Origin of the sequence: Mesorhizobium sp. M0815, from assembly GCF_040319995.1 — a bacterium.
Taxonomy (GTDB): Bacteria; Pseudomonadota; Alphaproteobacteria; order Rhizobiales; family Rhizobiaceae; genus Mesorhizobium.
The window spans coordinates 1-21,055 of record NZ_JAMYOU010000029.1; the positions used below are offsets into that span (position 1 = coordinate 1).

Here is a 21,055-nt window from a genome sequence, read left to right on the forward strand (position 1 = left end):
AAGACCCAGTTCGCCGTCGTCTTCGGCGAAAGGTTCGTCAGCCAATGACGAAACCGGCCTCGCGCACAGAATTCCTGACAGTTCCGGCCACGGATATGATAATCCATCAAGAAGTGCTGCAGTGACGCCCGTCGATCCCGGGCTCCTACGCAACATCCATTTCGGGACCATCTCTCTATTATTCTGCAGGCGGACGCGTGCCGGTTCTCAAAGGACGTGTTGAGCGCGCCAATCAGACACTCCAAGATCGGCTTGTGAAGGCACTGCGCCTGCGCGTCATCAGCACGATCAAAGGAGACCAATGCTTATGCACCTGAGTTCATGGCGGACTTCAACGCTCGCTTTGGCAAGGACGATCCTGCCGGTGGCTTCGGCGAAGCGCCGGGCCGGTGATCTGAACATTCCCCTTTGCGGCGATATCTTCGGCATTCCACGAAACGAACGACGGGAGTTGGATATGAGAACGGAAATGTTGCTCGACGCAAAGGTCTCGCCAAGTCGGCCACAGGGCGAGTGTTCAGGTTCTGAGCAGCAGGCTTGAACTTCTGTACGACAACGAACTCAGCCTGATCATTCTCCCAATTGACTGCCGAAAATGACCGCCTTCTTACAACTAACCGCCAAGCCACATTTGGCACTTGCAACTCGCGCTGGGGGTGTCGACCGCTTCTCTCACGCTCCCCCCATATAGATTTCCATGATCTGCCGGTCGTCGCGCACGTCACGACGCGTCCCCTCGAAGCGCTTTTCGCCGGCCGCCAGGATGTAAAGCTTGTCCGCAATCGGCATCGCCTCGCGGATGTTCTGCTCCACCATCACAATGCCGATGCCGTGCGCGGTGAGGGTGGTAATGCGTTCGAGCGTCTCGATGACCATGGCCGGCGACAATCCGGCGGAAGGCTCGTCCAGCAGAATGAAGCGCGGTTCCGAAACCAGTGCCCGCGCCAGCGCAAGCATTGCCTGCTCGCCGCCCGAAAGCGAACCGGCCGCGGTACGCCGCCGCCGTGCCAAAGAGGGATATTGCTCGATCAGCGCCTCGATGCGCTGCTCGACTAGCCGCCGGTCCGCGATGGCGTAGCCACCCATGCGCAAATTCTCCATCACTGTCAGGCGCGGAAACACACCGCCGCCCTGCGGCATCAACACCAGCCCCTGGCGCACCACCTCATGGACGGCAAGGTTAGAGAGTGTTGATTCGCCCAGGCGCGCCGTACCGCTCCACACCGGCAGCGCGCCGACAATGGCCTTGAGCAGGGTCGACTTGCCACTGCCGTTCGGCCCGAAGATGCAGGTAATCTTGCCAGCTTCCGCGCTCAGCGAGACGCCATGGACGATCTCCTGCTTGCCGTAGCCGGTAACGATGTTGTCGGCGGTGAGCGTGGTGCTCATTGCGGCCGCCCCAGATAGGTCTGCATAACCTCCGAATTGCGAACGATGTCGTTGAAAGGCCCGGTGGCCACGACACGGCCTGCATCCATGACGATGATGCGGTCGCACACGTTCCGCACCATTTCCATGTCGTGCTCGATGACCAGGACAGTGGTGCCGCGCTCGCGCAGCCGCGCGATGGCCTCCACGATGATCTTGCGGATGTTGGGATGCACGCCCGCTGTCACCTCGTCGAGCAGAATGAGCGAGGCCTGGCGCATCACAACGCGCCCGAACTCCAGCAGTTTCTGCTGGCCGCCGGAAAGATCGGATGCGCGGTTGTCGGCGACATGCTCCAGCTTGAGCAGCGCCAGCGTATCGGCCGCCCGTTCGCGCGCGCCCTGCCAGTGGCCCTCGGCCGCAGCCGCCAGCAGGTTTTCGGTGACGCTCATATTGTCGAACATGGCCGGAATCTGGAAGGTGCGAGCAAGCCCCAGCCGCGCGATCGCGTGAGCCTTTCGGCCGCCGATTTCGTGACCGTCGAAGCGGATCTGGCCACGATCCGGCATCACCGTGCCCGATATCAGGTTGAACAGAGTCGACTTGCCAGACCCGTTAGGTCCGATCAGGCCGGCGATCTCGCGCCGACCGACGTCCAGGGAGACACCGTTGACGGCCTTGATGCCGCCGAAATGGCAGTGGAGTTCGCGCACGACGAGAATAGGCTCGCCGGTGCCAGCCGTTTTGCCCTCGGCGGCGCTCAACTGGGCCGTCCCGGGCCGCCGCCGACAAGATTGCCGACCGCCTTGTCCAGCACGGCGCCAGACTTGGCCACGCGCCTCGAAAACATGCCGGCGATGCCGTTCGGCAGGAACAGCACCACCAGCACGATGGCCGCGCCCAATATGGCGATATAGAAGGCGGTGTCACCCCAGTACATCCAGATGATGCGGTTTACGACAAAGAGCGCCACACCGCCCAATGCCGGCCCCCACAGGCTGCCCAGCCCGCCCAGCAGCACCATCACCACCATCTGATCGGTGATGTCGCCGCCGAAGACGCTTTTCGGATTGATGAACGTGACCCAGTAGGCGAAGATCGCGCCGAATACCGAGGCGGTGACGGCACTGAGCACGAAGGTCTGCAGCTTGACCAGCGAAGTATTGATACCGATAGCCTCGGCCGCCGGCTCATGATCGCGCAGTGCCTTGACCTTCAGCCCGAAACGCGAGCGCTCGAACAGCGCCCACGTAATGAGATAGGTGAGCGCAGCCGCGCCGAACATGGCGAAGTAGAAGAAGCGCTCGTCAAGAAAGGGCGGCAGCCCAATGCCGCCGATGCCGCCGGTGAAGTCCATCACCGAGGCGAACTGTATGAGCACCTCGGCGAAGGCCCAGTTGGCTATGGCGAAATAGGCGCCGCGCAGGCGCAGCGTCGGCGCGCCGATGATGATGGCAAACAGCGCCGTCACCACGATACCGGCCGGGAGGGTGGCGAAGAAGGGCCAGGCGAGCCTGTCGCCCATCAGCAGCGCCGTAACATAGGCGCCGAGCCCGAAGAAGGCCGAATGGCCGAAATTGATGTAGCCGGCATAGCCGCCGAGCATGTTCCAGGAGCAGGCCAGCCCCGCCCACATCAGCGCGCCGGTGGCAATGCGCAGCCAGTAGTTGTTGACCAGCATCGGCAGCAGCGCCAGCACAACGATTACGGCGATCAGCAGGAGGAGGACGGCCCAGCGTGGCTTCATGTCCCGCCTCACAAGCCGTGCCGCAGGATCCCGCGCGGAGACACGAGAAGGACGAGGAATAGGGTGCCGAAGATCGCCAGCAGCGAATAGCTCGACCCGACATAGGTCGCGACGAAGGCTTCGATGACGCCGAGCAGCAGCGCGGCGACGAGGGCACCGCCGACGGAGCCCAAGCCGGCAAGCACAGCCACGAAAAATGCGAACAGAGTATAGCGCAGGCCGACTTCCGGGTTCACTGAAAAGATTGCACCCATTAGTACGCCGGCCATGGCAGTGATGCCTGCGTAGAGCCCGTAAACAGTGGCGCTGAGGCGGCGGATGTTGACGCCCATCAGTGCGGCGTTCTGCCGGTTTTCAGCCGTCGCTCTGATCGCCAACCCATAGCGGGTGCGGTAGAGGAACAGGAACAGTCCGCCGGCGATGGCGATCGCGAAGACCGCCGCGGCCACGCGGATCAGTGGCACCGTCACGGGCCCGACGGCGAGGCTCTCGCCGCTCAACACGGTCGGCACGCTGTGGGTATTGAAGCCCCACGCGGTCAGCATGCCGCCGCGCAGCAGTGTGAACAGGCCGAAGGTCAACGCCAGCGCCATCAATTCCGGCCGCGCCGTGCGGCTGTTGCGGACATTGTAGAGGATCGGCCCAATCAGATAGCCGATGGCGCCGAACAGCATGAAGGCCACGGGGATCGCCAGGAATCCGTCGACACCAAGTCCGGCACCCATATAGTAGCCGAGATAGCCGCCCAGCACGACCCAGCCGCCCACCGCGAAATCGATGACATGCAGCACGCCGAAAGCGAGTTGGAAACCGATCGTAAAAGTGGCGATGACGCCGCCGATCAGAAGGCCGTTCAGCAAGGTCTGTAGGAATAGATCCAACGCGGGAACCGTCCGTCAGCCAACGAAAGAGCGGAGTGCCGCGGCAAAGCGGCCGTACACACGATAGCATGGTCCGTCATTTTCCGAGCACGCGCAACCACCGTCATTGCGCCGGGCAAGGGTGATGGCGACGAGGCCGCCCCCACCCTGTCCAGAACCGGCTATTTCCAAGCTGGCAGCGGGTAGGTGAGGTCCGCTGCCGCGGCCTCTTTCGGCCCCACCGCTACGGTCTTGCCACCCTGAATCTGGATCAGCACCGGCACGGGCTGGACGTTGTCGTGGTAGTGGTTGCCTTCCTTCTCGAACTTGATCGGTCCGTAGAAGGTCTGGATGTCGGTCGCGGCTATCGCGTCCTTAAGAGCCACCCTGTCTTCAGGCGTGAGCCCCGGCTTCTTGCCAAGCCGCTTGACGGCATCGCCGAAAACGAGACCGCTGGCCGCGCAGGCCGCTTCGGTATAGTCGGGCTCGTGCCCGGACTTCTTTTGCGCCATCTCGGCAAACTCCTTTGCGGTGCCGAAGAGGTCGTCCTTATATGGAACTGACGGCAGCCACACGGAGACGCCGCAGGTGCCGTCGGCGTCCGCGGCGAGCGCCTGGGCGAAGGCCGGGTCGGTGACGCCATAGTGCATTATCAGCGCCTTGGGCCGGAAGTTCAGCGACTTGGAGGTCTTGACGACATTGATCAGCGGCTCCTCATGGCCGCCGACGGCGAGGATATCGGGATTGAGCGCTGCGATCTTAGAGATGACGGGGGTAAGGTCGCCAGAGGCCGGCACCAATTCGTAGGCGACGACTTCCAATCCGGCCTCCTTGGCCCCGTCGCGAAAACCTTCGCCGGTTTCCTTCGAGAAGGGTTCGTTGACGCCGATCACAGCAATCGTCTTGGCCATGGGATTAGACAGTTTCGCCAGCACGGCCAGCGATTTACCCGCAGTGGTGTCCACAGCCGGGATGATGCCGAAGTTGAATTCCGGCTTGGCCTTCCAGACGTTTGGGGATTCAGCGGAGCCGGAAATCATCGGCACCTGGTACTTCTGGCAGATCGGCTGCACGGCGATAGTCGAACCGCTGGTGTAAGGGCCGAATAGCACGTCGACCTCATTCTGGACGATCAGGCGCTCGGCGGCATCGGCGCCGGTCGCGGGGTTGCTTTGGTCGTCACCGTAGAACATGTCGACCTTGAAGCGCTCGCCGGCGACTTCAACCCCGCCCTTGGCGTTGATGGCCTCCGCCCATAGGTCGTAACCGCGTTTGGTCAGGTTGCCGCCGAGGATGTTCTCGCCGGACAGCGAGGTGATAACGCCGGCCTTGAATGTCGTCACCTGCGCGCGTGCCGCTCGCACAAACGGGCCCAACGGGCCGGCTGCGAAGGCGCCGGCGCTGACGCCGAGGAACCGACGGCGCGAAAAACGTTTGCTGTTCGTGAACATCACTCAACTCCCTTCATCCGGTTGTCAGATTGGAGACCGACGATATCTCTTGTTTATACCACTGTATGCCTTTTGTGCGGACAGAGAAGATATGCCTGAGTCAACAGGCAATGCGTAAGGCGGCTTCGGGTCATCAACGCGTAGAGGCACCGCAGGCTGTGGATGCTCAATGCCTCGCCGTGCACCAGCTTCGTCGACGAATGCCTTTTGGGCGCCATTGGCGCCGCGAGCAGTTGCAGACGCGGCTCCTATTCTGCACCTAGACAAGTTTGCGAGGCATCAAGGAACGAAGGTCTAGTCATTAAGGCATTTATTTTTCTATTGATTTCTGTGTCTCGCGACGCTCCGTCGCATGGTAGACAAACCACTTTTTGAGAGGCACCAGGCGCGAGATAGCCCTTCGGGTCATGGCCGCGAAGGGGTGGGATTCGCCGATCATGGCCTCGTCGCCAAGATGATACCTTCGGCAGCCTTTTGATTTCTTTAAAACGGTCGCCGCAGTTTCGAGAATGGAGCCCCACGGAACCAAATCTGTCCACTCGCGTCCGGGTTGGCTGGGGAAAGCCGGCCCGGCGCCCGAAGGGGCAGGCCGAAGCGGACAAGCGTGGCAACAATGCTTTCATTCCAAATTGGGTTACTCGGGCCGTTCTGCGACAAAGAGAGTATCGGAGAGAAGCCCAAGCCGTTCGCGATCCGCGGCGGGTATACGATCTGAATTTATTCGGGTGACCGTAAAGCCAGCGTCCTCGATACGCTCCTTGATATCCGGTCCGTAGGCTCGCACGTGATCCGATCCACCAAAGCGCTCGTCCCGCTCGCTCAGTGACATAGATGGCGTCGCTTCGATCGTTTGGCGATAAATAAGCGGCACCTGGATCCAGACCTGCCCTCGGGGCTTAAGAGATGACCAAAGTTGCCGAAACACATGCCGATCGTCAGGTACATGTTCCATGACATGACTTAAGACGACGATATCGAGATCGCCGGTGCGACGCATGTTCATCAGGTCAATTTTCACGGTATCCGGCCCGTACCGTCCCGGCTCGAAATCGGCTTTGATTAGGTTGCCCGCTTGAGAGAGTCTCTTTGAAAGACCCTTCTCGCTTGGCGCAATCTGGAGAATTTCAAGCTGCCCCGCCGGCAACTTGATAAGCCTATGGTCTAGAGCACAAATCAAAAACCGCTCACGATCCACGGCATGACAAAGCGGGCAGATAAGAGTGTACGCTCCGAAACGGTAAAAAGCCGCTACATCGCGATCGCAGGCGTTGCAGTGATGAGCCTTGCTCGTCGGGAGGAGCGTCAGGGCAAACGCTCTGAGCCAATCTCGGTACGAATGAAGTTTGCGTGTGACCCGCCGCACTGTGATACGATCACCATAGCTGCGAAAAAGAGATAGAAGTCGGCTCTCTCGAACATTGTTCTTCCTTGATGGTTTCAGCATGTCGCCTCTAAGGTTTTTTCACCCAAGGGGACGATAATTAGCGCCAGCTGATATGAAGTCGAGTCTGCGGAGCAGCCCGTGCTCCCGATCGGTCGCTGACGATGGAGGGCGTGGGAGCCAGGCCCTCGCGCTAACGCTGGCACGGCGGCCAGCGGGACACGCGCTGGCGGGCTGCTGGTCCTATTGTCCTATTCGACAACCCAGCCTTTGAAGAGAAAATTCGATCATCGTCATTGCTGCGCCTTGTCCGGGCTTCTCGACAATGGCCCGCATCGTCAAATTCGCCGGCCACTCGCTGCGCGCTGGCCTCGCCTCGTCGGCCGAGGTCGACGAACGCGATGTGCAAAAACAGCTCGGCCATGCCTCCTCGGAGATGACCCGCCGCTATCAGCGCCGCAGACATCGCTTCCGCATCAACCTGACCAGGGCTTCCGGCCTCTAAGGAGGCAAAAACCCCTCCTCTGCCGTTATTCCGCCGCTCAGGTTCACGCGAACGCCTTCACCCTGAGCGTCAAGAGACTGGTTTTCTGCCATTCGGGCAGCCCCGGAGCCTCCGGGCCTGTTTCATCGCCAGGACAGCTGGTCTTTCGGCAGCTGACCGCTCGGATCGAACACGTTCACTTTGTGCGGAAGATCGCCAGTCCCACAGCACCAAATTGCGGTCTTCCGTCTCCGCGCCCGGACCAAAACTCGGCACCAGAATTCCAGCAATGCCTTCAGGCCGCAGCCGGTCGTAGATGGACCAGGATGCAGGTCGCTCTCCGTTGCCGAGAGCCGTGGCCCAGGCGCTGCCCATGTTCGCAAGCGTGCCAGAAGATTCTCCCCTGCTTGGTTGACAGATCAGTGATGTCCTCGCAGTCCACCTCATAAGAGCACAGCACGCAGGGATCGATGCGATGCGCGAAGCCCTGGTTGGCTTCCTTGACAGTCGTCATGACCGTCAGCGCCAAATATAGCGCGGGCACACCTTTGGGATTGAATCGAGCGCCCCTGATCGCCGCTCCATCACCGGAACTCGGCTTGAATGCCCAACGTGGATCATGCGTCCTGTAGCAGGTCCCGACAAGCCTCAAGCAAAGCCACCCAGGGCCATGTGATCGAGGTAGTCGCGAATAGCAGCGGCCTTGCCGTCCTTGATGATCCCGCGCTAATTCGGCAGCGGCATGGTCGGCCTTCAAAGTCCTTGGCCGGGAAGTCGGTACGGAATCAGGCAACACCCGTTTCCGAACTGGATTTTGAAGCCGTGGATAAGCGGCTATGATGAGCGTGCCGAATGCAAGTAAGGTCGAGGAGGCCTCGAACAATCGGCTTTAGAGGAGACTAAGTCGATGACGAACGTGCGTGCCCTTGTCCTTGAACGCCAGCACGAACTCAAGCTGCGTGACATCGATCTGCCACAGACCGTAGGCCCGGGCGAAGTTCGCATCAAGATCCATACGGTAGGCATCTGCGGCTCTGACGTGCACTACTACACGCATGGCCGCATCGGCCCGTTCGTGGTCGAGGCGCCGATGGTCTTGGGTCACGAAGCCGCTGGCACCGTCGTCGAAACAGGCGAAGGCGTCGAGCATCTAAAGGTCGGAGACCGCGTCTGCATGGAGCCGGGTATTCCCGATCCCAATTCGCGAGCGAGCCGGCTCGGTCTCTACAACATTGACCCGGCTGTCAGATTCTGGGCAACGCCGCCGATCCACGGCGTGTTGACACCCTATGTCGTTCACCCCGCCAACTACACGTTCAAACTGCCCGACAACGTCAGCTTCGCCGAAGGCGCCATGGTGGAGCCTTTCGCTGTCGGCATGCAGGCGGCTGCCAAAGCAAAGATCGCGCCGGGCGACACGGCGGTGGTGATTGGCGCAGGGCCGATTGGCACGATGGTGGCGATCGCTGCACTCGCCGGCGGCTGTGCCCGCGCCATTGTTGCAGATCTCGCCCAACCCAAGCTCGACATTGCCGGCGGCTATCAAGGCGTGATCCCGGTCAACGTCCGCGACAAGAACCTGGCGGCGGAGGTAAAGCGCCTGACCGATGGCTGGGGCGCCGACGTCGTATTTGAATGCTCGGGCTCGTCCAAGGCATGGGAGACCCTGCTCGATCTGCCGCGGCCCGGTGGCGTGGTGGTGGTGGTCGGCCTGCCGGTGGCGCCGATCGCATTCGATGTCGCCACCGCCTCGACCAAGGAAGTCCGCATCGAGACTGTGTTCCGATATGCCCACCAATATGAGCGGGCGATCGCCCTGATGGCGTCGGGCCGGGTCGACCTGAAGCCACTCATTTCGGCGACCTTCCCCTTCGAAGACTCCATCACTGCCTTCGACCGCGCAGTCGAAGCCCGGCCGGCGGACGTGAAGCTCCAGATCAGACTGCCGGATTGAGGCGAGTTCCCAAGAAGCCCGGGCGGTCCTCCCGAGCTCCTGGACGCGTTCCGTAGTTTCTTGGGCCGCCAAGTTGGCGGCGGCCCTGGTGCTTTTTATGCTGGTACACAGCATTGCCAGCGGCGTTCTACAAAAAGAACTCCATATCCGGCGATGACGGCGTCCCGTGGGACCGCGAGCAATCCCTTGAGCACTGATGGAACCGACTTGACAAATCGGCGGCCGTCCGACACGTTCTTAACAAAAGGCACAACAAACTTACAAAAGTTCAAGTTGGCACAATCTGGCCGATAGGGAGAAGGCCGATGCATCTCTGTCACCGAACGGAGATTTGCGCGTGAGCACCACAACCCTCACGCGGCCGAGTTCCAGGTGGGCCCTGCCCCGGTTCATGACGGCCGAGCATCCGTTTCCCTGGCTTGCGCCAATCACGGTGATGCTTCTCGTTTTCGGCATCTATCCTCTGGCTTATTCGGTCTGGCTGTCGTTTCACAAACGCAACGTCGTTTCCCGGCAGCTCGACTTTGCCGGGCTCCACCAATGGACGCGCGCATTCTCGGACGCGCGGATGTGGCATTCGCTGGAAACCACGCTGATCTACACCTTCGTCGCGCTTGCCGTTCAGCTTGCGCTCGGCATCCTTATCGCGCTTCTGCTTGACACCGACCGCAAAGGCTACGGGGTGCTGCGGGCACTGATGACACTGCCGCTGGTGGTGCCGCCTGCCGTGACCGGAATGATGTTCCTGCTGATGCAGGACGGCTCTTTCGGCGTCCTGTCGTTCTACCTCTATGCCCTCGATCTGATCTCGCCGGCACAGCCGATCCTGACGCAGCCGGGAACCGCATTGGCGGCGATCCTGCTGGCCGACATATGGCAATGGACGCCGTTCATGGTGCTCATCATCCTGGCAGGGCTCAGGGCACTGCCGAAGGAACCTTTCGAAGCCGCGGCGATCGACGGCGCCAATGGCATCCAGACGTTCTGGCGGCTCACATTGCCGATGCTGCGCAAGGTGATAGCGGTCGCGGTGCTGATCCGCGGCGTCGATCTCTTTCGCATCTACGACTACGTCTACATCATCACCGCCGGCGGGCCAGGCACGGCTACCGAGACGCTTTCATTCTACGCGGGTCGAATCTACTTCACCGGAGACTTCCCCTATGCCGCGACCCTGTCGCTGATCGTGCTCGTCGTCTTGATCGTCGTGTCGAACGTCTTCGTCAGGCTGTTCAAGGTGAGGTTCTGATGGAACCGTCGCGCGCCCAAACGATCGCCCGTGACGTGCTCGCCATCCTGGTGGTGGCGATCTTCATGTTCCCGATCGCGTGGTGGGCTCTGTCGTCTATCAAACCCTATTCGGCGATCTTCGATCGCAGTGGACCGGTTTACACCGGTTTCGCGCCGACGCCGGACAATTACCGCGTGACGTTGCTTGGCGTTTCGCGCGTCGACATCGGCATGGAACAGGGCGGCGAGGCGGCGGGGGTGATCAAGGGCGGCGCCAGCTCCTACGATTCGCGCCAGTCGTTGCTCGACAGCGCCATCATAGCCGTCGGATCGACGGCGCTGACGCTGCTGCTGGCCACTCTGGCCGCCTATTGCCTGTCGCGAATGCAGTTCAGCGGCCAGCAGTCCTTCCTGTTCTGGATTCTCTCGCAGCGCTTCATGCCGCCAATCGCGATCGTCATTCCGATCGTTTTCATGTTCCGGGATCTCGGCTTGCGCGATACCTATACGGGGCTCATCCTCGTTCACAGTTTGATTAACCTGCCGCTGGCGGTTTTGCTTTTGAAGTCGTTCTTCGACGATGTTCCGCGCGAGGTTGATGAGGCGGCGCTGATTGACGGAGCGACGCGCTGGCAGACGTTCCGACGCGTGGTCCTTCCCATGGTCAAGGGCGGCATCGCTGCGACGGCTGTGCTGTGCTTCATCTTTTCGTGGACCGAGTTCCTGCTCTCACTGTTCCTGACAACGTCGATCCGCACTGTGCCGGTGAAGATCTCGACCTTTGTCACCTCGACCGCGACCGAGTGGGGCTACATCACAGCGCTCGGCACGTCCGCGATCATACCCAGCTTCATCTTTATCCTGCTGGTTCAACGGCATCTGGTCCGCGGCCTCACCCTCGGATCCCTGAAGGAGTGAGGCGCAGACGAGAAGAACGACGACAAAAACGCAACGGAGGAACGATCATGAGCTTCAGTGAACACGACAAGAAGACATTCGTCACCGATACCTGCAATGACTTTACGGCGCGCCGAATAACCAAACGCGACTTCATGAGGAAGATGGCGCTCGCTGGTGTCGGCTTTTCCGCCTTCGGATCGGCCATGCTAGGTGGCGGCCGCACCAATCGGGGTATGCTGGGGCTCGGGGTTGAAGAAGCCCGCGCCCAGGACGCCGATATGCTGAAGTGGCTGGCCGATGTCGGCAAGCCATATGCCGGCACCAAAATCCGCTACACTTCAGAAGCGACGCCGCCAACGATCGTGGCCAACCAGCTTGTCGCGGGTGAATTCACCAAGGCAACCGGCATTGAGGTGGAAGTCGAGATCGTGCCGCTGGAGCAGGTTCTCGCCAAGGCTACGCAAGACGTACAGGGCCAGTTGGGCACCTACGACGTCTACTATCTCGACCAGTCCTGGATGGCGACATTTGCACAGGATGTCGTCGATCCTCGCGAGTATTATGACCAGAACAAAGCACTGGCGATGCCCAACTTCGACTGGGACGATTTCTCCAAGCCGCTGGTCGACGGCATTGCCATGTACAACGGCAAACAGTGCGGAATTCCATTCGATATTCCGATCTTCATCCTGATGTACCGCAAGGATCTTTTCGACAAACACAATATCGCGCTGCCGACAGACCTCGACGCCTATCTCAAGGCCGTGCAGGCGCTCACAGAGGCAGAAAAAAGCAACGGCATCTTCGGCACCGCGTGCCAGGCCAAGTCCGGCCATTATTCGCTGGAATGCGACTGGACCTTCGCTCTGTGGGGCCATGGCGGTTCGATCTTCAACAAAGACAAGAAGTTTGTCGGCAATGACGAGCGCGGCGTGGCCGGGCTGCAATTCTATCAGGAGTTGGTCAAGAACTCACCGCCGTCTGCAACGACTTGGACCTGGGACGGTCAGGGGCAGGCGCTGACACAGGGTCAGGCCGCCATGGCAATCACCTGGGGCGAAGATTTCCCCGGCTTCGACGCCAACGATTCCAAGGTCAAAGGCCTGTTCGAGGCCTTGCCGGCGCCCAAGGAGGTTCCTGGCCGTCGCGCCGCCGCCGATTGCGGCTTCAACGAAATCCCGGCCGTCGGCCACCAGGGTGGCTCAACGATTTCGTTGTCGCAATATTCCAAGAACAAGGAAGCGGCATGGCTGTTCATGCAGTGGGTCTGCTCGAAGGATGTGATGGCGCGCGTGTCGACGCTCGGCGGCGGGGCCTCGCCGATGCGCAATTCCTCTTTTACAGATCCTCGGGTCAAGGCGAAGGCCGTTGTCGGGCCCGGAACGACACGCCATTTCGAGGCGATCAAATACACTATCGACAACCAGATGGGATCGGAGCCGGACATGCCGATCTGGGCGGATCTGTCGAACAACGACATCCCGGTTGAACTCGGCAAATTGCTTACGGGCCAAGACTATGGCGGCGACGCCAAGGCATGCCTGGATGCCATTGCCGGCATTGTCGACGGCAAAGTCAAGGATGCCGGTCTTTAGCGGGTAGTCGGTGATTTGGGCGAAGGCGGCTTCGACCGCCCTCGCCCTTTGGCAATGTGGCGGCAATGGTTCCTGATCTCGTCATCGGCATTGATTCCTCGACCTCGGCAACCAAGGCGATCGCCTGGGACCGCAATGGTCTGGCCGTGGCTGAAGGTCGTGCACCGCTTGCGATGTCGAACCCGCGTTCGGGCTATTTCGAGCAGGATCCGGCCGAGTGGTGGACCTCGACGGTCGCAGCGCTGCGGGTCGTGGCGTCGACGGTTCCGCCGGCACGCATTGCCGCCCTTGCCATTGCCAACCAGCGCGAAAGCTTCGGACTTTTCGATGAGCAGGGCCAGGCAGTCGGGCCCGCAACGCTCTGGCTCGATGAGCGCGCCCGGCGGAAGGCACGCCGCTTCGGCGAGAGCTTCGGCGCGGCACGCGTCCACGCAATATCCGGCAAGCCGCTGGACGTCATTCCTTGCCTTTACCGCATGATCTGGTTTCGCGAGGAAGAGCCCGAGATTTTTGCCCGGGTGGAGCGAATGGCCGAAGTCCACGGCTACCTGGTGTTTCGGTTGAGCGGCCTGTGGGTGACGTCCACCGCATCCGCCGACCCGATGGGCATACTCGATATGCGAGCTATGGACTGGTCGAACGATATACTGAACGCGGCAGGCGTCCCCCGGCGCATGATGCTGGACCTGGCGCGGCCCGGCGCCGTGCTGGGCCAACTAACGTCGGAAGCGGCCATGCTGACGGGCTTGCGGGAGGGCACGCCGATCGTCGCCGGCGGCGGCGACGGTCAATGCGCCGGCACGGGCGCGGGTGTGTTGCAGCCGCGATGCGCCTACATCAACCTCGGTACGGCAGTCGTCTCTGGCAGCTTCGGCATCGACTACGTGCATGATTTGGCCTTCCGCACCGAAACGGCGGTCGCCGATGATGGCTATATCTACGAGACGTGCCTTCGCGCCGGTACTTTTCTTGTCGACTGGATGGCGCGCGAAATGCTTGGCGTCGATCTGCATGGCGCAAGCGACGCCCTGGAGGCGCTCGAGGCCGAAGCCGCTACCAGCCGGATCGGCGCAGGCGGCATAATGCTCCTGCCCTACTGGCAGGGCGTCATGGATCCGCACTGGGATAGTGCTGCCCATGGTGTCATTGCCGGGCTTTCCGGGTCGAGCCGCCGCGGCGACATCTATCGCGCCGTGCTGGAAGGCATAGCGCTGCATCAGGCCGCGACAAGTCAGCGGGCCGCTGCGGCTGCCGCCCAGACCATCGACCAGTTCATAGCCATCGGCGGAGGAGCGAAGTCCGACCTGTGGATGCAGATTCTGGCCGATGCACTCGACCGTCCCGTAATGCGTTCGACGACAGTGGAAGCCTCTTCCCTCGGCGCGGCGATGGCAGCGGCCAAGGGCGTGGGCTGGTTTTCCACCATCGCCGAAGCGTCGCTCGCAATGGCCAGCAAGCCGGCCAAAACCTTCGAACCGGACGCGAAACGGGCCGAGCTCTACGCCGAGCTTCTTGCGATCCATGCCGATCTTTGGCCTACGCTTTCAGCCTGGAACCAGCGACTCGCGGCCTTCATGGAGACCGATCATGGCTGAAACGACCAACTGGAACGCGTTGATCGAGGACGTTGTCGCGGAACGCTGGAAAGATCCTGAGACAGGCGCGGCTGCCGTCCTGCCGTTCCAGACGATCGAATTGCTGGAGACGACGGAGGGCCGCGAGGCGGATCTCGTTGCGCCCCTGGGGCTCGGCCGTCGCATCGCTGTTGTGTCCGATGTCAACACCGTCGATGTGATGGGCCGGCGCGTCGCGAAGGCGCTGCGCGCCATCGCCGACATCAGTGAAATCGTTCTGCCTGACGGCCTCGACTGCGACGAGGCAACGATCCAGATGGTCAGAGAGAAGACGCGTCATGCCGACGGGGTCGTGGCCGTCGGGTCCGGCGTCCTCAACGACAGCTGCAAGCATGCAACCTTCCTCGACGAGCGGCCCTATGCCGTCTTCGGCACGGCCGCCTCAATGAATGGCTACGGCGCCTCGACAGCGTCGGTGACGTTGGCTTCAGGGCTCAAGATCTCGCTGCCCTCGCACGCTCCGCGGGGCATCTTTCTGGATCTTGGTGTATCGGCCGCAGCACCCGCCTGGCTCAGCGCCGCTGGGCTCGGCGACAGCCTCTGTCGTCCCACCGCCCAGATCGATTGGTGGGCTTCGCATCGGCTGTTCGACACCTACTATTCTGCCGTGCCCTACCTGCTGCAGGCGGGCGATGAGGAACCGATGCTGGCCCATGCGCCTGGTCTTGCCAGGCATGACGTCACCGCTGTCGGGCATCTCCAGCGCGTCTTGACGCTGTGCTCGATGGGTGTGTGCTTCGCCGGCGTTTCCCATCCTGGATCCATGGGAGAGCACCAGATTTCCCATTGGGTCGACATGTTCGCGCAAGACCATCATCCCGGCACCACGCACGGTCAGCAGGTCGGGGTTGCCTCGCTGGTCATGGCGCGTCTGCAAGCGCGGCTGCTGGACAGGAAAGAGCCGCCGCAGGTGAAGCCGACCGCCATCGACGAGGCGGCGATGCTGGCCCGCTACGGGGCACAACTTGGACCACTTTGCATTGCCGAGATGAAGAAGACGGCACTCGACGCCAGCCAGACGGAAAGCTTCAACCGCAGGCTTGCGGAAATCTGGCCGGCCCTGCGCCAGGAGGTTCGGCCCATGGCAATGCCGATTGCACGCATGGAGGCAGCACTCAAGGCTGCCGGGGGGCCGGTCACTGGCGCGGAACTAGGCCTGCCGCGCGCGCTTTGGCACGACGCCATCCGCTATTCGCGAGAAATCCGCGGCCGATGGTCCTTTGTCAATCTGGCCGCCGATGCAGGGCTGCTGGAGGAGTTTCTGGAGAGCGAATGGTGAGAGCGCATCCGATCGCCAATGGCTCGCATGGCGACGTGGAACCCAACCGGCAAGAGCAATCGAAGGATAACAATTTATGGCGTCTGTCACCATCAGCAACATAAAGAAGGACTATGGCGCCCTCTCGATTATCCATGGACTCGATCTCTCTATCGAGGATGGCCAGTTCGTCGTTCTGTTGGGGCCGTCCGGCTGCGGCAAGTCCACACTGTTGCGCATGATAGCCGGTCTCGAGCCCATCACGTCCGGTGAGATCACGATAGGAGACAGGGTCGTCAACACGCTTCATCCCAAAGACCGCAACATCGCAATGGTCTTCCAGAATTACGCGCTTTACGCGCACATGACCGTCTTCGACAACATGGCGTTTTCCATGCAGTTGAAGAAACGCCCCAACGAAGAAATCAAACAGAAGGTGGGATGGGCGGCGTCGATCCTCAATCTGACGCCCTATCTGGAACGGTACCCTCGCCAGCTTTCGGGCGGCCAGCGGCAACGCGTCGCCATGGGTCGCGCCATCGTGCGAGACCCAACTGTCTTCCTGTTCGACGAGCCGCTGTCCAACCTCGACGCCAAGCTGCGCGTGCAAATGCGGACGGAAATCAAGGAGCTCCACCAGCGGCTGAAGACCACCACAGTCTATGTCACGCATGACCAAATCGAGGCCATGACCATGGCCGATGTCATCGTCATCATGCGCGACGGCCACATCGAGCAGATCGGGCGCCCGCTCGATGTCTACGATCGCCCGGCAAACCTCTTCGTCGCCTCCTTCATCGGCTCGCCCGCAATGAACATGTTCCATGGCGAGGTGGCTTCCGAGCGCGACGCCTGGGTGGTGCGGACCGACGAGCTATCCCTCCCGCTTCCGCCAGAGGCCGCGGTCCGGCCCGGCCAAAAGGTGATCTATGGCATTCGGCCCGAACATCTTCGACCTGTGGCAGACGGGCGCGGCATCCCGGCGAGGATTACGGTTGTCGAGCCGACTGGCCCCGAAATCCATATCTTTGCCGCCATGGGCAACATTGCGATCTGCTCGGTGCTGCATGATCGCATGGAGCTCTCTCCTGGAGCTGTGATCCACCTGGAGCCAGCGCCTGAGCGAATCCACCTGTTCGACCAAGGCAGCGGCGAGCGGCTGGACAAGGAAAGAAGCTGAATGGCGCAGATCATTATCCTCGGCGCTGGCGTCATGGGCTCCGCCATGACGCTTCCGGCCGCTCACGCCGGTAACCGCATCACTCTTGTCGGCACCCATCTCGACGAGGAGATCGTCAGCTCTGTGGCCGACACAGGTCATCACCCTCGCCTCAACATCACTCTGCCTGACGCGGTGGCCGCCTGTTCCTGGACCGAATTCGGGACGGCGATGAACGATGGAGCCGACCTGCTTGTACTCGGCGTCTCGTCGGCCGGCGTTCCTTGGGCGATCGACCGCATTGCTGAAAGCATCAAGTCGCCCGTGCCGATACTGATGATTACGAAAGGACTCGCCGCGAGCGACGAAGGCATCGAAATCCTGCCGCATCTGCTTGCCCGCGAGATTGAGCAACGTACTGGCTTGTCGATCCCGGTAATGGCCGTCGGCGGACCTTGCATTGCCGGCGAACTGGCCGCACAGCGCGATACCTCGGTGATCGTGGCCGGACACGATCCCGACCAGGTGGCCGCGGCGTCACGCATTCTGCGCGCGCCTTTCTATCATGCGCGACCATCATCCGATCTCATTGGCGTCGAGATCTGCGCCGCTTTCAAGAACTTCTATACACTCGCCGTTGGGGCTCCCGTCGGGCTGCTTGAGCGCGACGGCAAGGCGCCCAACGGTGCGCTCATGCACAACCTTGCCTCGTCGCTTTTCTCGCAGTCCCTCGCCGAGATGGCGATTCTGGTCGAAGCTCTGGGTGGAAAAATCGAAACAGTGCTGGGGCTGGCCGGCTCCGGCGATCTTTATGTGACCTGCCAGGCGGGCCGTAACGGTCGCATGGGACGCCTGCTCGGCCGCGGCCTGCCCTATTCCGTGGCGAAGCGCGAACATATGAGTTCGGACACGGTCGAGGGGGCGCAACTGGCGCTGGACCTTGGTCAGGCTTTGAAGAATATGATGGGCCGGGGTGTACTTCCCGATGATCGCCTGCCGCTGACGACTGCCATCATCGACGCGATTTGCCATGATGCTCCGCTGGTTTTGTCCTTCGACCGCTATCATCGAGGCTAGCGGAGCCGGGGAAACTCGATTGATGCCTCATATCGATGAGCACATGGCTCGGCCGAGCCCGCTCTGGACCCGCTGCCGCGGAGTGGACAGGATGATCTGATGGAGAAACCAGCACGAAAGAAACGCGACGGCCGCCAAGCCGTAACGAGTTCCGTCACGGCCGATCGCGAGGAAGGGCTGCTCGTGCGCGCCGCCTGGCTTGCTTATGTCGGTGACCTCACCCAGGCGCAAATCGCCAAGTCTCTTGGCCTGACCCGCCTCCGCGTCAACCGGATGCTGGCGCATGCGCGCCAGCGGGGGATCGTTCAGATTCGCATCAATTCCAAGGTGGCGAACTGCATCGAGTTGGAGAACCGGCTGCGGGACGCCTATGGTGTCTCGGATCCAATCGTGGTCCCGACACCGCCGGATCCTGCTCTGGTGCCACAGGTCATCGCAGCCGCCGCCGGCGAAGCCCTGTCGCTTAGAATCCGTGACGGGATATCGGTAGGCGTGGGATGGGGGCGGACGCTCCAGCTCAGTCTGCGGTCGGTGACCGTGCGCCCGGTCAAAGGAATGTCGATCGTTTCCCTGCTTGGCGGGCTCACACGTGGATCGGCGATCAACATCTACGAGATCGCTTCCCGGCTCGCGGCGCTCTTCGACGCGGAATGCTTCTACATCGCAGCACCGGTGTTCACGGATACCGAGGCCACACGCGATCTGCTTATGCGCCAGTCTATTCTGGAAGACGCCTTCACTCATGCCCGCGACGTTGACGCCGCTTTCGTTTCGGTGGGCGCGGTGCACAAGGACGCCACCATCTTTCGGATCGGACTGGTAGGAGACGATGATCTCAGATCACTCCGCGAAGCCGGAGCGGTCGGCGATATTTGCGGCCATTGGATCGGCGCCGACGGACAACTCGTCGATCATCCGCTAAACAGCCGCGTCATCGGCCTCGCCCCCGAACATCTGCGCGACGTCGACACTGTGATCCTGCCCTCCGGCGGCCTCGACAAGGTTCCGGTGCTGCGCGCCGTGTTGCGTCTGGGAGTCGTCGATGTGCTGATCACCGACGAGAAAACCGCTGAGGCTATTCTTGCGGAAAAGTCGTAGCGCAGACTGATCTCCACCAGCAGAGTGGCTCGCGAGTGATTGCTTCTTCACGTCACAGCACCTCGTGGATTTCCTCGATCGAAGTCTCGCCGATCGGCTTGTCCAGAACGATCTCTCCGCGCGCCATCGCCACGACCCGGTCACAGCATTCGAAAACATGATGCATGTTGTGGCTGATGAAGACGCTAGTGATGTTCTGGGCCTTGAGGCCACGAACGAAGCCGATCACCTTTCGCGTCTCCTTCACCGAGAGATGGTTGGTTGGCTCGTCGAGAATCATGACTTTCGACTTGAAATGCATGGCCCGGGCGATCGCCACGCCTTGGCGCTGGCCGCCCGACAGTTCGCCGACCAGCGCGTCGGGCGACCGCAGATGCAGGTCGACATCGGCGATCGCCTTGACGCTTTCGTCACGCATGCGCTTCTGGTCCAGGATGCCGATACCGAAAACCGAACCCTTCACCGGCTCGCGTCCGATGAAAACGTTGCGGGCGATGGTCATGGTCGGGACCATGGAATTGTACTGGTAGATCGTCTCGATGCCGCGTTCCATGGCATCGCGCGGGTTAGAGAAGCGGACCGGTTCACCTTCGATCCTGATCTCGCCGCCATCGGGCTTTTGGGTGCCTGAGAGGATGTTGATCAGCGTCGATTTGCCGGCGCCATTGTCGCCGACGAGGCCCAGTGCCTCGTCGGGATAGATATCCAGCGTAACGTTTTTCAAGGCGTGGACGCCGGAATACCATTTCTGGAGTCCCTTGATCGCGATGATGGGGGCCGCCATGATCAGGTCTCCACCTTCATTGCCCTGCCCCGCTTTCGAAGCCATGCGTTCATGACGACCGCGAAGATAGTCAGAAAGCCGATCGCCATCTTGAACCAGTTGGCGTCAACCTGGCTCAGCACCAGTCCGTTGTCGATGACGCGGATAAGAGCAGCCCCGATGATGCCGCCGAAGATGGTGCCGATGCCACCAGCCAGCGAGGCGCCACCGATGACGGCGGCCGACACGGCCTGCAGCTCCAGCCCCTCGCCGATCGACGGCAGCGGGGCGCCGAGCCGCATCACCTGAATGGTACCGGCAAAGCCGGCGAGCACCGAACAGATCATGAAGCAGGCGACCTTCACCCGGGCCGTCGGGATGCCCATCGATTGCGCGGCGGGCAGAAAGCCGCCGGTGGCGCGCACCCAGTTGCCGAAATTCGTGTGCGACAGGAGCACGGTCACCAGGATTGCCACGGCGAGAAACCAGAAGAACGACATGCGAAAGAGGTCGCCCGGTCCCACATAGACCGTAAACAGCCATTTGGGCAGAGCGTTAGCTGGTATGACAGGAGGGAAGCCGCCGGAGATTACCACCGTCAGCGAACGCGCGATGAACAGCATACCAAGCGTGGTGATGAAGCTTGGTATCGCGAAACGAATCGTTATGAACCCGTTGAAGAAGCCGATGAGGGCAGCGATCGCGAGGCCGGCGGCAAAGGCCGGCGCGAACGGAACGCCTGCCGCGAGCATCACCGCCATGGTCATCGGGGTCAGCGCAAAGACCGAGCCCACCGAAAGATCAAACTCACCGCATATCATCAGCAGGGTCACGCCGATCGCGACCAGCCCCATTTCGGGCAGCAGCCCAAGCATTCCGCGAAGGTTCTGTGTGTTCAAAAATACGCCGTTCGAGCGAATCTGAAAGACAATGAGGAGCAGGAGCAGGAACACGACCGCCGCAAGCTCCGGCTTCTCCAGATAAATCTTCATCAAACGCTTCATCATTCGCTCCGGCTCGGGATCGTTTCCGCTGGTTATCGCATCGGCAAAGGGGATGGCGGCAGTCTGTCTTCTACCGCCCTTGACGGGGAGAT

Annotated in this window: 20 protein-coding genes and 3 pseudogenes; 12 read left to right on the forward strand and 11 right to left on the reverse strand. The window is 61.3% G+C overall.

The window, feature by feature from the left end:
- Positions 1–200: 200 nt before the first annotated feature.
- Both NKI01_RS24935 and NKI01_RS24940 read left to right on the forward strand, forming a co-directional pair.
- Positions 201–351: pseudogene (locus NKI01_RS24935) on the forward strand (ISNCY family transposase); the annotation flags it as partial.
- Positions 302–541: a hypothetical protein gene (locus tag NKI01_RS24940; RefSeq protein WP_198030586.1), complete on the forward strand. Its 240-nt coding sequence runs from the start codon at positions 302–304 to the stop codon at positions 539–541. The pseudogene NKI01_RS24935 and the gene NKI01_RS24940, both read left to right, overlap by 50 nt.
- Positions 542–672: 131 nt before the next feature.
- Here the strand turns inward: NKI01_RS24940 and NKI01_RS24945 are convergent, their stop codons facing one another.
- The 6 genes from NKI01_RS24945 to NKI01_RS24970 all read right to left on the reverse strand — a co-directional run bounded on the left by NKI01_RS24945 (position 673) and on the right by NKI01_RS24970 (position 6,870).
- A complete protein-coding gene (locus NKI01_RS24945) occupies positions 673–1,389 on the reverse strand; it encodes an ABC transporter ATP-binding protein (RefSeq protein WP_023723177.1) in 717 nt (238 codons plus the stop codon).
- Positions 1,386–2,132: an ABC transporter ATP-binding protein gene (locus NKI01_RS24950; RefSeq protein ID WP_352859548.1), complete on the reverse strand. Its 747-nt coding sequence runs from the start codon at positions 2,130–2,132 to the stop codon at positions 1,386–1,388. Before NKI01_RS24950 ends, NKI01_RS24945 begins: the two co-directional genes overlap by 4 nt.
- Positions 2,129–3,115, reverse strand: coding sequence for a branched-chain amino acid ABC transporter permease (locus NKI01_RS24955; protein WP_352965046.1), 987 nt, complete (start codon positions 3,113–3,115; stop codon positions 2,129–2,131). The genes NKI01_RS24950 and NKI01_RS24955 overlap by 4 nt, the downstream gene beginning before the upstream one ends.
- Before the next feature lie 8 nt (positions 3,116–3,123).
- Positions 3,124–3,996, reverse strand: a complete 873-nt coding sequence (locus NKI01_RS24960; RefSeq protein WP_352496556.1) for a branched-chain amino acid ABC transporter permease — start codon at positions 3,994–3,996, stop codon at positions 3,124–3,126.
- 161 nt (positions 3,997–4,157) lie between these two features.
- Positions 4,158–5,426: an amino acid ABC transporter substrate-binding protein gene (locus NKI01_RS24965; protein ID WP_352919059.1), complete on the reverse strand. Its 1,269-nt coding sequence runs from the start codon at positions 5,424–5,426 to the stop codon at positions 4,158–4,160.
- Positions 5,427–6,060: 634 nt separating this feature from the next.
- On the reverse strand, positions 6,061–6,870 hold the full coding sequence (locus NKI01_RS24970; RefSeq protein ID WP_352965048.1) for a class I SAM-dependent methyltransferase: 810 nt from the start codon (positions 6,868–6,870) through the stop codon (positions 6,061–6,063).
- A 268-nt stretch (positions 6,871–7,138) separates the two neighbouring features.
- Here NKI01_RS24970 and NKI01_RS24975 point away from each other — a divergent pair.
- Positions 7,139–7,312 (forward strand): annotated as a pseudogene (locus NKI01_RS24975) (tyrosine-type recombinase/integrase); the annotation flags it as partial.
- Positions 7,313–7,381: 69 nt separating this feature from the next.
- On the opposite strand, the gene NKI01_RS24980 reads toward NKI01_RS24975, so the two are convergent.
- The 3 genes and pseudogenes from NKI01_RS24980 to NKI01_RS24990 all read right to left on the reverse strand — a co-directional run.
- A complete protein-coding gene (locus NKI01_RS24980; protein ID WP_352965050.1) occupies positions 7,382–7,666 on the reverse strand; it encodes an RES domain-containing protein in 285 nt (94 codons plus the stop codon).
- Entirely contained in the window at positions 7,587–7,943 is a 357-nt protein-coding gene (locus NKI01_RS24985; RefSeq protein WP_352965052.1) for an RES family NAD+ phosphorylase, read from the reverse strand. Before NKI01_RS24985 ends, NKI01_RS24980 begins: the two co-directional genes overlap by 80 nt.
- Positions 7,940–8,011, reverse strand: a pseudogene (locus NKI01_RS24990) (XRE family transcriptional regulator); the annotation flags it as partial. The gene NKI01_RS24985 and the pseudogene NKI01_RS24990, both read right to left, overlap by 4 nt.
- A gap of 187 nt (positions 8,012–8,198) precedes the next feature.
- Between NKI01_RS24990 and NKI01_RS24995 the strand changes: the two are divergent.
- The 9 genes from NKI01_RS24995 to NKI01_RS25035 all read left to right on the forward strand — a co-directional run bounded on the left by NKI01_RS24995 (position 8,199) and on the right by NKI01_RS25035 (position 19,196).
- Positions 8,199–9,245: an NAD(P)-dependent alcohol dehydrogenase gene (locus NKI01_RS24995; RefSeq protein ID WP_352919063.1), complete on the forward strand. Its 1,047-nt coding sequence runs from the start codon at positions 8,199–8,201 to the stop codon at positions 9,243–9,245.
- Positions 9,246–9,582: 337 nt separating this feature from the next.
- Positions 9,583–10,494 carry a carbohydrate ABC transporter permease gene (locus NKI01_RS25000; RefSeq protein ID WP_352642010.1) on the forward strand — a complete coding sequence of 304 codons (912 nt, stop codon included), beginning with the start codon at positions 9,583–9,585 and terminating at the stop codon, positions 10,492–10,494.
- A complete protein-coding gene (locus NKI01_RS25005) occupies positions 10,494–11,393 on the forward strand; it encodes a carbohydrate ABC transporter permease (RefSeq protein WP_352642012.1) in 900 nt (299 codons plus the stop codon). Before NKI01_RS25000 ends, NKI01_RS25005 begins: the two co-directional genes overlap by 1 nt.
- A gap of 47 nt (positions 11,394–11,440) precedes the next feature.
- On the forward strand, positions 11,441–12,970 hold the full coding sequence (locus NKI01_RS25010) for an ABC transporter substrate-binding protein (RefSeq protein WP_352859558.1): 1,530 nt from the start codon (positions 11,441–11,443) through the stop codon (positions 12,968–12,970).
- Positions 12,971–13,035: 65 nt separating this feature from the next.
- A complete protein-coding gene (locus NKI01_RS25015; protein ID WP_352919068.1) occupies positions 13,036–14,565 on the forward strand; it encodes a xylulokinase in 1,530 nt (509 codons plus the stop codon).
- Positions 14,558–15,883 (forward strand): iron-containing alcohol dehydrogenase, encoded by a 1,326-nt coding sequence (locus tag NKI01_RS25020; RefSeq protein WP_352642018.1) that lies wholly within the window; start codon positions 14,558–14,560, stop codon positions 15,881–15,883. The genes NKI01_RS25015 and NKI01_RS25020 overlap by 8 nt, the downstream gene beginning before the upstream one ends.
- A 76-nt stretch (positions 15,884–15,959) precedes the next feature.
- Positions 15,960–17,042 carry an ABC transporter ATP-binding protein gene (locus tag NKI01_RS25025; RefSeq protein WP_352642019.1) on the forward strand — a complete coding sequence of 361 codons (1,083 nt, stop codon included), beginning with the start codon at positions 15,960–15,962 and terminating at the stop codon, positions 17,040–17,042.
- Positions 17,043–18,098, forward strand: coding sequence for an NAD(P)H-dependent glycerol-3-phosphate dehydrogenase (locus NKI01_RS25030; RefSeq protein ID WP_352642021.1), 1,056 nt, complete (start codon positions 17,043–17,045; stop codon positions 18,096–18,098).
- A 183-nt stretch (positions 18,099–18,281) separates the two neighbouring features.
- Positions 18,282–19,196 carry a sugar-binding transcriptional regulator gene (locus NKI01_RS25035; protein WP_352484287.1) on the forward strand — a complete coding sequence of 305 codons (915 nt, stop codon included), beginning with the start codon at positions 18,282–18,284 and terminating at the stop codon, positions 19,194–19,196.
- 52 nt (positions 19,197–19,248) lie between these two features.
- On the opposite strand, the gene NKI01_RS25040 is transcribed toward NKI01_RS25035, so the two are convergent.
- Together NKI01_RS25040 and NKI01_RS25045 are read right to left on the reverse strand one after the other, a co-directional pair.
- Positions 19,249–19,980: an ATP-binding cassette domain-containing protein gene (locus NKI01_RS25040; RefSeq protein ID WP_031194992.1), complete on the reverse strand. Its 732-nt coding sequence runs from the start codon at positions 19,978–19,980 to the stop codon at positions 19,249–19,251.
- 2 nt (positions 19,981–19,982) lie between these two features.
- A complete protein-coding gene (locus tag NKI01_RS25045; RefSeq protein WP_031194994.1) occupies positions 19,983–20,963 on the reverse strand; it encodes an ABC transporter permease in 981 nt (326 codons plus the stop codon).
- Positions 20,964–21,055: the final 92 nt, after the last annotated feature.